Consider the following 13435-nt stretch of genomic DNA (forward strand, 5'->3'; position numbering starts at 1 on the left):
GCAGCAAGCGCTTTCTACATACGGAGAAGCTAGCCTCTGAACCATGGTCCGGACAAGACCGTGACCAGGACGAGTTGTTCGAGGGGGCGAACAACCGGGGGTCGGGGGCTTAAAGTCTGCTCGGAAACCTTGGCCACGGATTTGGTGAGGCCAGGGCTGCCGACCTGCTCGGAACCGTTGTCATGGCTCCGGGTGTGTACGAGGGCGACGACGAGATGCGCGACCGGAGGACGACGAGATGACGGTGACCCTGGCGGACGTGGCGGCCCGCGCGCAGGTCTCGCCCGCGACGGTGTCGCGCGTGCTGAACGGGAACTACCCCGTTGCCGCCTCCACCCGCGAGCGGGTGCTGAAGGCCGTGGACGAGCTGGACTATGTGCTCAACGGGCCCGCCAGCTCCCTGGCCGCCGCCACCTCCGACCTGGTCGGGATCCTGGTGAACGACATCGCCGACCCCTTCTTCGGGATCATGGCGAGCGCGATCCAGGCCGAGATCGGCGGCCCGGGCGGCCGTGCGGGCGGGGAGAGACTCGCGGTGGTCTGCAACACGGGCGGCTCCCCGGAACGGGAGCTGACGTATCTCACGCTGTTGCAGCGGCAGCGTGCGGCGGCCGTGGTGCTGACCGGCGGGGCGATCGAGGACACGGCGCACAAGGCGGCGATGGACGCGAAGGTGCGCAAGCTCACGGACGCGGGGACGCGGGTGGTGCTGTGCGGGCGCCCGCCCGCGCCGGAGACCGGGGCGATCGCGCTGACCTTCGACAACCGCGGGGGCGGGCAGGAACTGACCGAGCACCTGATCGGGCTCGGGCACCGGCGGCTCGGCTACATCGCGGGCCCGGAGGAGCGGACCACCACCCGGCACCGGCTGGAGGGACACCGGGCCGCGCTGGCCGCGCACGGGATCGAGGAGGACCCCCGGTGGACGGTCCACGGACGCTACGACCGCAGGTCCGGCTACGAGGCGACGCTGGAGCTGCTGCGGCGTGACCCGTCGCTGACGGCGGTCGTCGCCGCGAACGACTCCGTCGCACTGGGGGCGTGCGCGGCGCTGCGCGACTCCGGGCGGCGGATCCCCGAGGACGTGTCGGTGGCCGGGTTCGACGATCTCCCCTTCAGTATCGACGCGGTGCCCTCACTCACGACGGTGCGGTTGCCGTTGGGGGAGGCCGGGGCTCGGGCCGGGCGGATCGCGATGGGGCGTGAGGAGGCGCCGCCCGGGGGGATCGCGTCGGTGCGGGGGGAGTTGATGGTGCGGGGGTCCTCCGGGGTGCCGAGGGCTTCCTAGTCCTGGGCGTTGCTGCCCGGCCCGCTGCTGGGGGCTGCCGCCCCCAGGCCCCCGCTTCGGCCTGAACGGCCTCGTCCTCAATCGCCGGACGGGCTGGAATGTGGCTGATCTGGCTTGCTCGGGTGTGCGCCGGACGGGCTGAGACGTGGCTGGTCGGCGTTGTCCGGGTGGGCGCCGGGACGTGACGGGCGGGGCCGGCATGCCGTGGGCCCCACCCCACACTCCGCTCCGAACGGCATCGTCCTCATGCTGCCCCGCCACCGGGGACGCCCGCCGCGCCGAGCGCGCGGCGCCTCGTCAGCGAACGACGTCGAAGACGTTCTTCTGGAGACCGTTGGCGTAGGCCTTGTGCTCGACGAGCCTCAGCTTCTGGGCGTCCTTGTCCGTGGTGCTGAAGAGCCGCTTGCCCGCCCCGAGCAGAAGCGGGAAGACGAGCAGGTGGTAGCGGTCGATCAGGCCGGCGTCGGAAAGGGCCTGGTTGAGGGATGCGCTGCCATGGATGATGATCGGGCCGCCCTCCGTCTCCTTCAGCGCGGCGACGTCGTCGAGCGACCGCAGGATCCTCGTCTCCCCCCAGTTCTTCACGAGCTCGTCCTCGCTGAGGGTCGTGGAGACGACGAACTTCGGCATCGCGTTGTAGTCGGCGAATTCCTCCATGGCGGGCCACACCGGGCTGAACGCCTCATAGCTGGTGCGCCCCATCATCATCGCGGTGGCTTCCCTCTGTTCCCGGTCCTTGATCTCGTACGCCTCGGGCAGGAACTCGGCGTGCTTGAAGGTCCAGCCGGTGTTCCGGTAGCCGGGCTCGCCACCCGGGGCCTCCACGACGCCGTCGAGCGAGATGAATGCGGTACTGATCAGGGTGCGCATCGTGGGTTCCTCGGTCTCATGTCGGGTTCTCGGCGGACTTCGTCCGTGCGTGCTTCCACGACACTCGCGGCCGCGACGCACGAACACGTCTTCTGACTGCGCCATACGGAAAAACTCATCGGCCGTCTCTCGTCCGGATCCTTCTCGCGTCTGGCCTCGCATGTCCCGGACCGTTAGGCTCGGCTCGTCGGTATCTCTGACTGAGTCAAACATCCGGGGGTCGAGGCCATGACCGTCCAGGACATCCGCTCCTTCAACCGCTTCTACACGAACGTCATCGGCGCGCTCGACTACGGCCGCCACATGTACGCCCCCTACACCCTCACCGAGTCCCGCGTGCTCTACGAGCTCGCCCACGCGCCGCGCACGGACGCCGCCGACCTGCGGACCCAGCTGCATCTGGACGCCGGATACCTGACCCGCATCCTGAACAAGTTCGAGCAGGACGGGCTGGTCGAGCGCGGCCCGTCCGAGACGGATCCGCGCCGCCGCCGCATCACCCTCACCGCGCCCGGCCGGGAGGCCGCCGCACTGCTCGACGAGCGGGCCCGGGAGACGGTCGGGGCGATGCTGGACACGGTGCGGGCCGAGGACCGGCCCCGGCTGGCGGAGGCCCTGCGGACCGTTCGGACCCTCCTCGGCGACGGCCGTGCCCCGCGTCCCGAGGACGTCGTCCTGCGTCAGCCCACCCCCGGCGACCTCGGCTGGATCGTGGAGCGCAACGCCGCGCTGTACGCCGCCGAGTACGGCTTCGACCTCGAGTACGAGGGCCTCGTCGCCCGTATCGTCGCCGACTACGGCGAGGACCACGACCCGCGTCTGGACCGCACCTGGATCGCCGAGCTGGACGGCCGGCGGGTGGGCTGCGTGATGTGCGTACGGGACGACGCGCCCGGGGCGGCCCGCCTCCGGCTGCTGCTCGTCGAGCCCGACGCGCGCGGCCTGCGCATCGGCGACCGCCTGGTGGGCGCCCTCGTCGACTTCGCCCGCGAGGCCGGCTACCGCGAGGTGGTCCTGTGGACCAACGACATCCTCGGCGCGGCCCGCCGTATCTACCAGCGCCACGGCTTCGAGCTGGTCGCGGAGAAGCCGCACCACTCCTTCGGCCAGGACCTGAACGGCCAGGACTGGCGACTGGATCTTTCCGCAACGCCCGAGTGATGAAGGGGAGTCGCGGGCGGTGGTGCCGGGTAGGGTCCGTCCACATGAAGCTGGCGTTCTCCACCCTCGGTGTCCCCGGCATGCCCCTGCCCGACGTCCTGCGGCTCGCGACCTCGCACGGCTACCACGGCGTGGAGCTGCGCACCCACCCGGAGGAACCGGTCCACACCGGCCTCGACCCGTCTCAGCGGGCCGAGGTGGCGGCCGAGTTCAAGGGGTCGGGCGTAGAGATCCTGGGCCTGGCGGGATACGCGCGCGTCGCCGCGCCGGGCGACGACGAACCCGTCCTGGCCGAGATCCGCGCCCTCCTCGACCTGGCCCGCGACCTCGGCGCCCCGTACATCCGGGTCTTCCCCGGCGGCGACCTCGACGTCCAGACCCCCGAGGAGGCCGACGCGACGGCCGCCCGGCGCCTGGGCACGGCCGCCGAGTACGCGAACGACCTGGGCGTACGCATCCTCCTGGAAACCCACGACTCGCACCGCACCGCCGCCGACGCCATGCGCGTCCTCGGCCTCGTCGGCCACCGCCAGGTCGGCGCGCTCTGGGACGTCATGCACACCTGGCTGGGCGGCGAACAACCCTCGGAGACCTACGCGGCGCTCTCCCCCCACCTCGGCTACGTCCAGGTCAAGGACATCGCCTCCGCCGAGGACACCACACCGCTGCCCCTCGGCGCGGGCGTCCTCCCCCTGGCCGAGTGCGTGGAAGTCCTCTCCCGGCACAACTGGGACGGCTGGCTGTGCTGGGAGTACGAGAAGCGCTGGTACGAAACGGCCCAGCCGCTGCCGGACCTGCTCGGAGCCGGGAGCGAACATCTGAGCAGGCTGCTGACCGAATCGGCGTGACGGGGCGATTCCACGGAAACCGCTTTGCCGCCCCGCCCCCACGTCGCTAACGTCCCCGCTCATGCCTCCGACTCTCCGCACCCCCCGCCTCCTCCTGGACCCGTACACCCCGCAGGACGAAGAGGGCTTCGTCGCCCTGTTCCAGGACACCAGGGTGTCCCGGTGGATGGGGGACGGTCCTTCGCCCGAGGCGGACGACCGGGCCCTGTTCGGGCGGATCTTCACCAAGGTCTACGCCCAGGACCTGTTCGACGTGTGGGCGGTCCGGCGTGACGGGCTTCTGGTCGGGCACGCGGAGATCAAGCGGACCGAAGCGGTGGACGGGCACGAGATCGTCTATGCGCTGGCTCCCGAGGCCTGGGGCAGCGGGCTGGGGACGGAACTGGCCGAGGCGCTCGTGGCGTACGGGTTCCGGGCGCTCGGGCTCAGCGAGGTGCACGCCACCGTGGACGAACGGAACGCGGCCTCGCTGCACCTCCTCGGCAGGATCGGATTCGCGCACGTCAGGGACATCGAGGAGGACGACGGGAGTCTCACCCAGGTGCTGACCCGACCGGCTCGGTGATCTTCTCAAGAATTCGGCAAGAAATTCTTACCCGAGCGTGCAACCCTTCGCGGCCCTGGGCTGTCGTACTTGATGTCAGGACTTCTGGGGGGAGATCTGGGGGGATCGCGGGGTTCCTGACGGGAGGGGAAAAGCCGAGGGGGCCCGGTCGACGGACCGGGCTCCCTCGAAACCGTTCAGGCCCCTCAGAAGAAGACGCCGCACCTCAGCAGCACATTCGCGTACGGCCGCGCCTCGCCCGTGCGGACGATCAGCCGCGCACCCGCCGACAGCTCCTTCAGCCGCTCGTGCGGGACGAGGTCCAGCCCGGGGAAGTGGCCCGCCAGCAGCTCCGAAGCCTCCGGGTTGGCTTCCCGTACCTCCGTCGCCGCCGTCGCACCCTCGACCACCAGCTCGGCCAGCAGCCCCTCCAGTACCTCGGCGAACGCCGGCACCCCGGCCCGGAAGGACAGGTCCACCACCCGGGGCCCGTCGGGGATGGGCATACCGGCGTCGCACACCAGCACGCCGTCCCCGTGGCCCAGTTCGGCGAGCGCACCGGCGAGGTGGCGGTTCAGTATTCCGGCCTTCTTCACTTGGACCCACCTTGCGGCCCCGAGGCGCCGGGGCTGTCCGGCCGGCGGCCGGGGGTCCGGGGGTTGTCCCCGGGGTCAGCACAGCACAGCTCAGCGACCTCCGCCGCCGTCGGGAAGGACGCCTGCGCGCCCTCCTTCGTCACGGTCGCCGCCCCGACCCGGGCCGCGTACGCCGCCGCCTCCGCCAGGGACTCGCCCGCCCCCAGCCGGAAGGCCAGCGCGGCGGTGAACGCGTCTCCCGCGCCGGTCGTGTCCACGGCGTCCACCTTCACGGACGGGACCCGTGAGACACCCTCCGAGGAGGCCACCAGCGCGCCTTCCCCGCCCAGCGTCACCACCACCGACCGCGGCCCCTTCGCGAGCAGTATCCGGGCCCAGTCCTCCGGGCTGTCCCCCACGGCGGACGAACCCAGGATCACCTTCGCCTCGTGCTCGTTGACGATCAGCGGGTCACAGGCCGCCAGCACCTCCGGCGGGAGGGGGCGCGGCGGTGACGGGTTCAGTACGAAACGGCTCTCCGGAGCCAGGTTCCGTACGACCGCCACCACCGTCTCCAGCGGGATCTCCAGCTGCGCCGACACCACCCGGGAGCTCTGGAAGAGGCACGCGGCGGCGCTCACGTCCTCCGGGGCCAGCCGGCCGTTGGCGCCCGGCGAGACGACGATGCTGTTGTCCCCGGACGGGTCGACGGTGATCAGGGCGACCCCGGTCGGCGCGCCGCCCACCAGGACACCCACCGTGTCGACCCCGGCCTCCCGCTGCGACTCCAGCAGCAGGCGGCCGTGCGCGTCGTCGCCGACCCGGGCCAGCAGCGCCGTGCGGGCCCCGAGCCGGGCGGCGGCGACCGCCTGGTTCGCGCCCTTGCCACCCGGGTGGACGGCGAGATCGGAGCCGAGCACGGTCTCGCCGGCACCGGGCCGGCGCTCGACACCGATCACCAGGTCGGCGTTGGCCGACCCCACGACCAGGAGGTCGTAGTCGTACATGAGTTGTCTCCCCACGTGAGTGACATGGCCGGGCGGGCCCATGCACTGAGTACCGCCCGGCCGTTCCCCGATGTCAGCGATTTCTGCGATGTCAGCGATATCGGCGAGGTCAGCCGCTGAAGCCGGCCACGTTCTCCTTCGTGACCACCTTCACCGGCACCTTCACCGTCTCCTCGACCTTCTTGCCCTGGAGCGCCTTCAGGGCGTTGTCCACGGCGATCTTCCCGAGCTGGGAGGGCTGCTGCGCCACGGACGCGTACAGCGTGCCGCCCTCGACCGCCTTCAGTCCGTCAGGCGTGCCGTCGAAGCCGACCACGGAGACCGACTTGCCGGCCTTGGAGCCCAGCGCCTTGATCGCGCCGAGCGCCATCTCGTCGTTGGCGGCGATGACGCCCTGGACGTCCGGGTGGGCCTGGAGCAGGTTCGACATCACGTCGAGGCCCTTGGTGCGGTCGAAGTCGGCGGGCTGCTGGGCGACGACCTGGATGCCCGGGTAGGCCTTCAGCCCCTTCTCGAACCCGGCGGCCCGCTCACGGGCCGCCGACGTACCCGCCTGGCCCTGGAGGATCACGATCTTGCCCTTGCCGCCGAGCTTCTCGCCGATCGACTTGGCGGCGAGCTCGCCGCCGGCGACGTTGTCGGAGGCGACCAGTGTGTCCAGCTTGGCGTTGTTGACGACACGGTCCACGGCGATGACCGGGATGTCCGCCTTGTCGGCTGCCTTCACGGAGTTGCTGGCCGCGTCCGAGTCCACCGGGTTGACGATGATCGCGCCGAGCCCGGAGCTGGTGAAGTTCTGCAACTGGTTGGCCTGCTGGGAGGCGTCGTTCTGGGCGTCCGTGACGGTCAGGTCCACGCCCAGCTTCTTCGCCTCGGCCTGGGCGCCCGCCCGGATCTGCACGAAGAAGGGGTTGTTGAGGGTGGACAGCGACAGGCCCATCTTCGGGGTGCTTGCGGCGGAGGAACCGTTGTGCAGGAAGGACGTGGCGCCGACGATCGCGACGGTGACGACGGCCGCGAGTCCGTACGTCGCCGCCTGCTTCCCCTTGCCCCCCTGGGAAGTACCGGCGGCCCCCGGAGCGGCCCCCGCCTTGCGCCGCAGCGTGTCGAACAGCACCGCCAGCGCGATGACGACGCCGATGACGACCTGCTGCCAGAACGCCGACACGTTCAGCAGGTTCAGCCCGTTGCGCAGCACGGCCAGGATCAGCGCGCCGATCAGCGTGCCGGACGCCTTGCCCGTACCGCCGGCCAGGGAGGCGCCGCCGATGACGACCGCCGCGATGGCGTCCAGTTCGTAGCCGTCGGCGGCCTGCGGCTGCGCGGAGGACAGCCGGGCGGCGAGCACGACACCGGCGACGGCGGCGAAGACACCGGAGAAGGCGTAGATGGCGAGCTTCTGCTTCTTCACGCGCAGGCCGGACAGCCGCGCGGCCTCCTCGTTGCCGCCGATCGCGTACATCGAGCGGCCGATGTAGGTACGGCCGAGCACGAACGCCGCGATCAGACCCATCACGATCATGACCAGGACCGGCACGGGCAGCCAGCCGCCGAGCGTGTCGCCGAGGTGGGAGACCGAGTCGGGCAGGGCGATCGGGGAGCCCTCGGAGATGACGAGGGACAGACCGCGCGCCACCGACAGCATGGCCAGCGTGGCGATGAACGGCGGCAGCTTGCCGTAGGAGATCAGGATGCCGTTGACCAGGCCGCACGCGATACCGGTGGCTATGGCCAGCAGGACGGCGACGAAGACGGGGACGCCCGCCGAGGTCGCGGTCCACGCGAGCACCGTGGCCGACAGCGCGGCGACCGAGCCGACCGACAGGTCGATGCCCGCCGAGACGATCACGAAGGTCACGCCGAAGGCGAGGATGGCGGTCACGGCCGCCTGGACGCCGACGTTGAGCAGGTTGTCCGTCGTCAGGAAGTCGCCGGACAGCGCCGACATCGCGACGACGAGGACGATGAGCGCGGTGAGCGCGCCGTTGTCGAGCAGCAGGCGGCGCAGGCCCCCCGAGGCGGCTCCCGCGCCCGTCGTGCTCTTGAGCGTGTCAGTGGCCACGGGAGGCCTCCTTCTCTGTGCTGGGGTTGCTTACTGCGAGCGCCATCACGGCGTCCTGGGTGGCCTCGTCGGCGGAGAGTTCGCCCGCGATCCGGCCCTGGGCCATCACCAGCACCCGGTCGCTCATGCCGAGCACCTCGGGCAGATCGCTGGAGATCATGAGTACGGCGGCACCGGCCGCTGTCAGTTCGTTGATGAGCTGGTAGATCTCGACCTTCGCGCCGACGTCGATACCGCGCGTCGGCTCGTCGAGGATCAGCACCCTGGTCTCGGCGAGCAGCCACTTGCCGATGACGACCTTCTGCTGGTTGCCGCCGGACAGCGTGCGCACGTGCTGACCGAGTCCGGCCATCCGCACGCCGAGCTGCTCGGCGATCCGGGCGGCGGCCTCGCGCTGGCCCTTCAGATCGACGAGCCCCGCGCGGGTGGCCGACCGCAGCGTCACCAGGCCGAGGTTCTCCTCGACCGAGGCGTCCAGCACCAGGCCCTGGCCCTTGCGGTCCTCGGGGATGAGGCCGATGCCGGCGGTCATGGCGGCGTTGACGTCGTGCCCCTTCAGGGCGGCCCCGGAGACCTTCACGGCTCCCTTGTCGTACGGATCGGCCCCGAAGACCGCCCGCACGACCTCGGTACGACCGGCGCCCACGAGCCCGGCGATACCGACGACCTCACCGGCGCGCACCTCGAAGCTGACGTCGTGGAACACCCCGTCCCGGGTCAGTCCCTCGACGCTGAGCAGCGCGTCGCCCTGCTCGGGCCGCTCACGCGGGTACTGCTGCTCGATCGACCGCCCCACCATGAGCCGTACGAGCTCGTCCTCGGGCGTGGCGGCCGGGACCTGCCCGACGCTCTTGCCGTCCCGGATGACCGTGACCCGGTCGCCCAGGGCGGCGATCTCCTCCAGGTGGTGCGTGATGAAGACGATGCCGACGCCGTCCTCGCGCAGCTTGCGCACGATCCCGAAGAGCTTCTCGACCTCCTCGGAGGTGAGCACGGCGGTCGGCTCGTCCATGATCAGCACGCGCGCGTCCAGGCTGAGCGCCTTGGCGATCTCGACCATCTGCAGGCGGGCGATACCGAGTTCGCGCACCCGCGCGCGGGGCGAGACGCTGACCCCGACGCGCTTCAGCAGCACCTCGGCGTCGGCCTCCATCCTCTTCCGGTCGATCATCCCGAACCGGCGCGGCTGGCGCCCCAGGAAGATGTTCTCGGCGACCGTCAGATCGGGAACGAGGTTGAACTCCTGGTAGATGGTGGCGATCCCGAGCCGCTCGGAGTCCTGCGCACCATGGATGCGCGTCTCCTCGCCGCCGACCAGGATCCGCCCGGCGTCGGGGGTGTAGGCGCCGGAGAGCATCTTGATGAGGGTGCTCTTGCCCGCGCCGTTCTCACCGAGCAGTACATGCACCTCGCCCCGGCGCAGGTCGAAGTCCACGCTGTCCAGCGCGACCACGCCCGGGAAGGTCTTCCGTATGCCCTCGATGCGCAGCAACTCGTCCGCGTTGCTCACGTCTGGCTCCTGTTCTTGGCGGTGTGCTGCACAGCGGGGGCCTGTGCAGGGTCCGGCTCCGGGGAGGCCGGGTGGGGGTCGGGGGGTGCCGCGGCGGGCTCGCCGCACGAGCGGCGTACGACGAGCCGGGCGGGGAGGGTGACGGACTCCCCGGGCCGGCCCTCGATCCGGGCGACCAGCGCGCGCACGGCGGCACGCCCCAGCTCACCCGTCGGCTGGGCGATCGCGGTGACCGGCGGATCCGTGTGCACGAACCACGGGATGTCGTCGAAGGCGGCCAGCGCGATGTCGTCCGGCACCCGCACGCCACGCGCGCGTACGGCGTCCAGCGCGCCGAGCGCCATCAGGTTGTCGGCCGCGAACACGACCTCGGGCGGCTCGGCCAGGTCGAGGAACCCCTCGGTGACCCGGCGCCCGCTCTCGGCCTGGAAGTCGCCCTGCCCTATGTAGGCGTCGGGGAGTTCGAGGCCGTACGCGCCGAGCGCCTCCCGGAAGGCCTCCACACGCTCCCGGCCGGTCGTGGTCGCCGCCGGGCCCGCGATGATCGCGAGCCGCCGGTGCCCGAGCCCGTGCAGATGCGCCACGAGATCCCGTACGGCACTCCGGCCGTCCGCCCGCACCACCGGCACGTCCACGCCCGGGATCCACCGGTCCACGAACACCATGGGCGTCCCGGCCCGCGCGGCGTCCAGCATCAGCGGCGAGCCGCCGTCCGTGGGGGAGACGAGCAGCCCGTCGATACGCCGGTCCAGCAGGTTCCGTACGTGGTGGTCCTGGAGGTCGGGCCGCTCGTCGGCGTTGCCGATGATGACGCTGTAGCCGAGCGCGCGGGCCTCTTCCTCGACGGAGCGGGCCAGTTCGGTGAAGTAGGGGTTCATCACGTCGCTGATGACCAGGCCGAGGGTGTGGGTCTGGTCGGTGCGCAGGGAGCGGGCGACGGCGTTCGGGCGGTAGCCCAGGGCCCCGACGGCGGCCAGCACGCGGGCGCGTGCGTCGGCGCTGACCGACGGGTGGTCGTTCAGGACGCGCGAGACCGTGGCGACGGAGACGCCTGCCTCGGCAGCGACGTCCTTGATGCTGGCCACCGCCGCTCCACCTCCTTGTGGAAACGGAACCCGTCATGGGTTCGTGGAATCGATTACATCGACGGGTGGATGGAATCGATTACACGCCGGTAAATCAAGACCCCTGGGGCACCTCGCAACCGGATCGTGATGTCGCGGGAGGCTCCCCGGCGGTTCAGGGTGGAAGGAGGAGGTCCGTTTCCACGGCGAGCGGAGGAGCCATGACGGCGGCGACTCGGAAGGACGTGCCCGTCGCACTCGGAGGCGACGGCGTAGAGGTACGCAACATGCCGATCGGGGGTGGTATGTCGGTGGGGTACGTCAGCCTGCCCCGGGGCACGGACATGGGCCCGGCCCTCAAGGGCATGCCCGACGACGCGTGCCAGTGCCCGCACTGGGGCTATCTGCTGAAGGGGCGGATCAGGATGCGCACGCCCTCCGGCGAAGAGGAGTACGAGGCCGGCCAGGCGTACTACTGGGCCCCGGGCCATGTGCCGCTCGCGCTGGAGGACAGCGAGTTCGTCGAGTTCTCCCCGACCGACGACTTCAAGCAGGTCATCGAGCACGTGGTGGCGCAGTCCGGGTGAGACGGGCAGGGGGTTCCCCGGGGGCCGATGAGTTTCGCCGGCCGGAGGGGTCCACCCCTCGTCGACCACAGGAGGAGCCCCGTGCCTCAGATGCTGCGCGTGCAGAACTTCAACGTCTCCAGCGACGGATTCGGCGCCGGTGAGAACCAGAGCCTTGAGCGGCCGTTCGGCCACGCCGACCCGGGGACCATGTTCGCCTGGGCCGGAGCCACGGCGAGCTGGCCCAACCGCACCGACCCGGGCGGGAGCCGCGGCCTCGACGACTACTTCACGCGCGACTTCGCGCACAACATCGGCGCCGAGATCATGGGCCGCAACAAGTTCAGTCCCCACCGCGGCCCCTGGCAGGACCACGAGTGGCAGGGCTGGTGGGGCGACGAACCGCCGTTCCACACACCGGTGTTCGTGATGACCCACCATGAGCGACCCTCGTTCACCCTCTCCGACACGACGTTCCACTTCGTCGGCGGCGACCCGGCCGAGGTCCTCGCGCAGGCGCGGGAGGCCGCTCAGGGCAAGGACGTCCGCCTCGGCGGCGGGGCCGCCACCATCCGGGAGTTCCTCGACGCGGACCTGGTCGACACGCTGCACGTGGCGGTCTCGCCCGGGGTGAAGCTCGGATCCGGCTCCCGGCTCTGGGAGTCGCCCGACGAACTGCTGGACCGCTTCCACCGCGATGTGGTGCCGAGCCCGAGCGGGGTGACGCACCACTTGTTCTGGAGACGGTGAGAAGAGCAGGTGGAGTGAGGCACCACCTGTTCTGAAGGCGGTGAAAGGGCCCTCGGTGGGCGGGAGGTCGTGCCGGGGCTGCGGGGCGCGACCCGGACAGGGCGAAGCCACGCCATTCGCTGCCGGGCGGGGTGGTCAGGTGAGCAGGGCGGCGGACGCTGTTGAAGCAGCCGCCGCGGCACGTGTACGCATGCGAGTCCGTATCCAAGAAGAGTGGCACCGGTGCACTCCTGGCAGCCGGATCCGTGCGGATGAAGACGTTCGGGATCTGAGACCACCGTGGCAGCGCCCAGTTGTACGCGATCAAGGGATGGAGGCAGGTGGCCGCCTTGACGGCGAGTGGAGCGACGAGCCCCGCCTCGCGCATCACAGCCATGGGGGCCACCGACGGCGCGCCTTGCGCCGCGTTCGCGGGCCGGTCGCGGACCTCGCCGGGGCTGGCGCGGTAGGCGTCCAGCAGTGCGCGGGCGGTCTGTTCGGGCCGCTGCCAGGCCCACCAGGCGCGCACACCACGTCTTGGGGCCGGGATACGGTGGCCGGGTGAACGGATCGAACGCACCGGCCGGGGCTGTTGTACCCGCCTGGAGCCCCGACGCGATGGGGGCGTTGCTGCCCCTCCTGGGAACCGATGAGAGGGCCGTCGCGTTCTTCGCTGCCGTCGCGGACCTTGACGCGACGGACCCGGACTCCCACGAGCTGGAGGAAGGGGTCCGGCTTGCTTCCGGGGCCAGGCTGGAGCAGTTCGCGCGAGCCGGTTCGGGGGATGCGTTCTGCTTCGTCGGCGAGGGCGGTGAGGAACGCCCTGTGGTGTACGTGAGCCTTGACGGCGAGGCCGGCCCGCTCGCGCTCGGACTGTTGGAGTTGGTGCAGCTGTGTCTCGTGGCGCCGTGGTGGCGAGACGCTCCCGGTCGGACGGCCGTAGAACTCCAGGCGGTCGCCGACGAGTACCGGCAGGACCTGCCTGACTTCGACCAGCGACGCGACCGTGCGGCTCGGGCGCTCGGTATCGACCTGGATGAACTTCCGTCCGAGGCAGCGGTCCTGGCCCGGCTCGTGGAGCTCTCCCGGGGTCCGGTAGCAGCGACTTGCCTCGTCGTCGGGTACGAGGGCGATCCGCTCGACCCCCTCTTCGGTGCCGCCCACCTCTGATTGCGGCACGCCAGGCCCCGCTGGGTGATCTTCGCTGTGAC

The 13435-nt window shown here is 71.0% G+C and carries 13 protein-coding genes; 7 read left to right on the forward strand and 6 right to left on the reverse strand.

The annotated features are described in order from the left end of the window. Positions 1–238: 238 nt before the first annotated feature. Positions 239–1288, forward strand: coding sequence for a LacI family DNA-binding transcriptional regulator (locus ACIBK5_RS37375; RefSeq protein ID WP_399026889.1), 1050 nt, complete (start codon positions 239–241; stop codon positions 1286–1288). Between the two features lie 297 nt (positions 1289–1585). Here the strand turns inward: ACIBK5_RS37375 and ACIBK5_RS37380 are convergent, their stop codons facing one another. Further along, complete coding sequence (locus ACIBK5_RS37380) at positions 1586–2158, reverse strand: dihydrofolate reductase family protein (RefSeq protein WP_399026890.1); 573 nt, start codon at positions 2156–2158, stop codon at positions 1586–1588. 228 nt (positions 2159–2386) lie between these two features. Here ACIBK5_RS37380 and ACIBK5_RS37385 point away from each other — a divergent pair, with 228 nt between their 5' ends. The 3 genes from ACIBK5_RS37385 (at position 2387) to ACIBK5_RS37395 (ending at position 4732) form a co-directional block, all read left to right on the forward strand. Next, positions 2387–3319, forward strand: coding sequence for a GNAT family N-acetyltransferase (locus tag ACIBK5_RS37385; protein WP_399026892.1), 933 nt, complete (start codon positions 2387–2389; stop codon positions 3317–3319). Positions 3320–3363: 44 nt separating this feature from the next. Then, complete coding sequence (locus ACIBK5_RS37390; RefSeq protein ID WP_399026894.1) at positions 3364–4167, forward strand: sugar phosphate isomerase/epimerase family protein; 804 nt, start codon at positions 3364–3366, stop codon at positions 4165–4167. Between the two features lie 61 nt (positions 4168–4228). Then, on the forward strand, positions 4229–4732 hold the full coding sequence (locus ACIBK5_RS37395) for a GNAT family N-acetyltransferase (protein WP_399026895.1): 504 nt from the start codon (positions 4229–4231) through the stop codon (positions 4730–4732). Between the two features lie 185 nt (positions 4733–4917). On the opposite strand, the gene rbsD is transcribed toward ACIBK5_RS37395, so the two are convergent. The 5 genes from rbsD to ACIBK5_RS37420 form a co-directional block, all read right to left on the reverse strand. Next, complete coding sequence (gene rbsD / locus ACIBK5_RS37400) at positions 4918–5307, reverse strand: D-ribose pyranase (protein ID WP_399026897.1); 390 nt, start codon at positions 5305–5307, stop codon at positions 4918–4920. Beyond that, positions 5304–6293 (reverse strand): ribokinase, encoded by a 990-nt coding sequence (locus ACIBK5_RS37405; RefSeq protein ID WP_399026899.1) that lies wholly within the window; start codon positions 6291–6293, stop codon positions 5304–5306. The genes rbsD and ACIBK5_RS37405 overlap by 4 nt, the downstream gene beginning before the upstream one ends. Positions 6294–6402: 109 nt before the next feature. Continuing rightward, positions 6403–8355, reverse strand: coding sequence for a substrate-binding domain-containing protein (locus ACIBK5_RS37410; protein WP_399026900.1), 1953 nt, complete (start codon positions 8353–8355; stop codon positions 6403–6405). Then, positions 8345–9865, reverse strand: coding sequence for a sugar ABC transporter ATP-binding protein (locus ACIBK5_RS37415; protein ID WP_399026902.1), 1521 nt, complete (start codon positions 9863–9865; stop codon positions 8345–8347). Before ACIBK5_RS37415 ends, ACIBK5_RS37410 begins: the two co-directional genes overlap by 11 nt. Further along, positions 9862–10950 (reverse strand): LacI family DNA-binding transcriptional regulator, encoded by a 1089-nt coding sequence (locus tag ACIBK5_RS37420; RefSeq protein WP_399026904.1) that lies wholly within the window; start codon positions 10948–10950, stop codon positions 9862–9864. Before ACIBK5_RS37420 ends, ACIBK5_RS37415 begins: the two co-directional genes overlap by 4 nt. Positions 10951–11150: 200 nt before the next feature. Between ACIBK5_RS37420 and ACIBK5_RS37425 the strand changes: the two genes are divergently transcribed. The 3 genes from ACIBK5_RS37425 to ACIBK5_RS37435 all read left to right on the forward strand — a co-directional run bounded on the left by ACIBK5_RS37425 (position 11151) and on the right by ACIBK5_RS37435 (position 13394). Continuing rightward, complete coding sequence (locus ACIBK5_RS37425) at positions 11151–11516, forward strand: hypothetical protein (RefSeq protein ID WP_399026906.1); 366 nt, start codon at positions 11151–11153, stop codon at positions 11514–11516. A gap of 81 nt (positions 11517–11597) precedes the next feature. After that, the gene (locus tag ACIBK5_RS37430) at positions 11598–12245 is read left to right on the forward strand and encodes a dihydrofolate reductase family protein (RefSeq protein ID WP_399026908.1); all 648 of its coding nucleotides are present in this window, start codon (positions 11598–11600) and stop codon (positions 12243–12245) included. A 597-nt stretch (positions 12246–12842) separates the two neighbouring features. Further along, positions 12843–13394: a hypothetical protein gene (locus tag ACIBK5_RS37435; RefSeq protein WP_399026909.1), complete on the forward strand. Its 552-nt coding sequence runs from the start codon at positions 12843–12845 to the stop codon at positions 13392–13394. Positions 13395–13435: the final 41 nt, after the last annotated feature.

Origin of the sequence: Streptomyces sp. NPDC050546, from assembly GCF_044457425.1 — a bacterium.
Lineage (GTDB): Bacteria > Actinomycetota > Actinomycetes > Streptomycetales > Streptomycetaceae > Streptomyces.

Excerpts from the sequence above, each read along its gene's own strand:
- ACIBK5_RS37395 (WP_399026895.1), top strand. The coding sequence starts at position 4,229 with ATGCCTCCGACTCTCCGCACCCCCCGCCTCCTCCTGGACCCGTACACC.
- ACIBK5_RS37405 (WP_399026899.1), bottom strand. The coding sequence starts at position 6,293 with ATGTACGACTACGACCTCCTGGTCGTGGGGTCGGCCAACGCCGACCTG.
- ACIBK5_RS37435 (WP_399026909.1), top strand. The coding sequence starts at position 12,843 with ATGGGGGCGTTGCTGCCCCTCCTGGGAACCGATGAGAGGGCCGTCGCG.
- ACIBK5_RS37385 (WP_399026892.1), top strand. The coding sequence starts at position 2,387 with ATGACCGTCCAGGACATCCGCTCCTTCAACCGCTTCTACACGAACGTC.
- ACIBK5_RS37380 (WP_399026890.1), bottom strand. The coding sequence starts at position 2,158 with ATGCGCACCCTGATCAGTACCGCATTCATCTCGCTCGACGGCGTCGTG.
- ACIBK5_RS37425 (WP_399026906.1), top strand. The coding sequence starts at position 11,151 with ATGACGGCGGCGACTCGGAAGGACGTGCCCGTCGCACTCGGAGGCGAC.
- ACIBK5_RS37375 (WP_399026889.1), top strand. The coding sequence starts at position 239 with ATGACGGTGACCCTGGCGGACGTGGCGGCCCGCGCGCAGGTCTCGCCC.
- ACIBK5_RS37390 (WP_399026894.1), top strand. The coding sequence starts at position 3,364 with ATGAAGCTGGCGTTCTCCACCCTCGGTGTCCCCGGCATGCCCCTGCCC.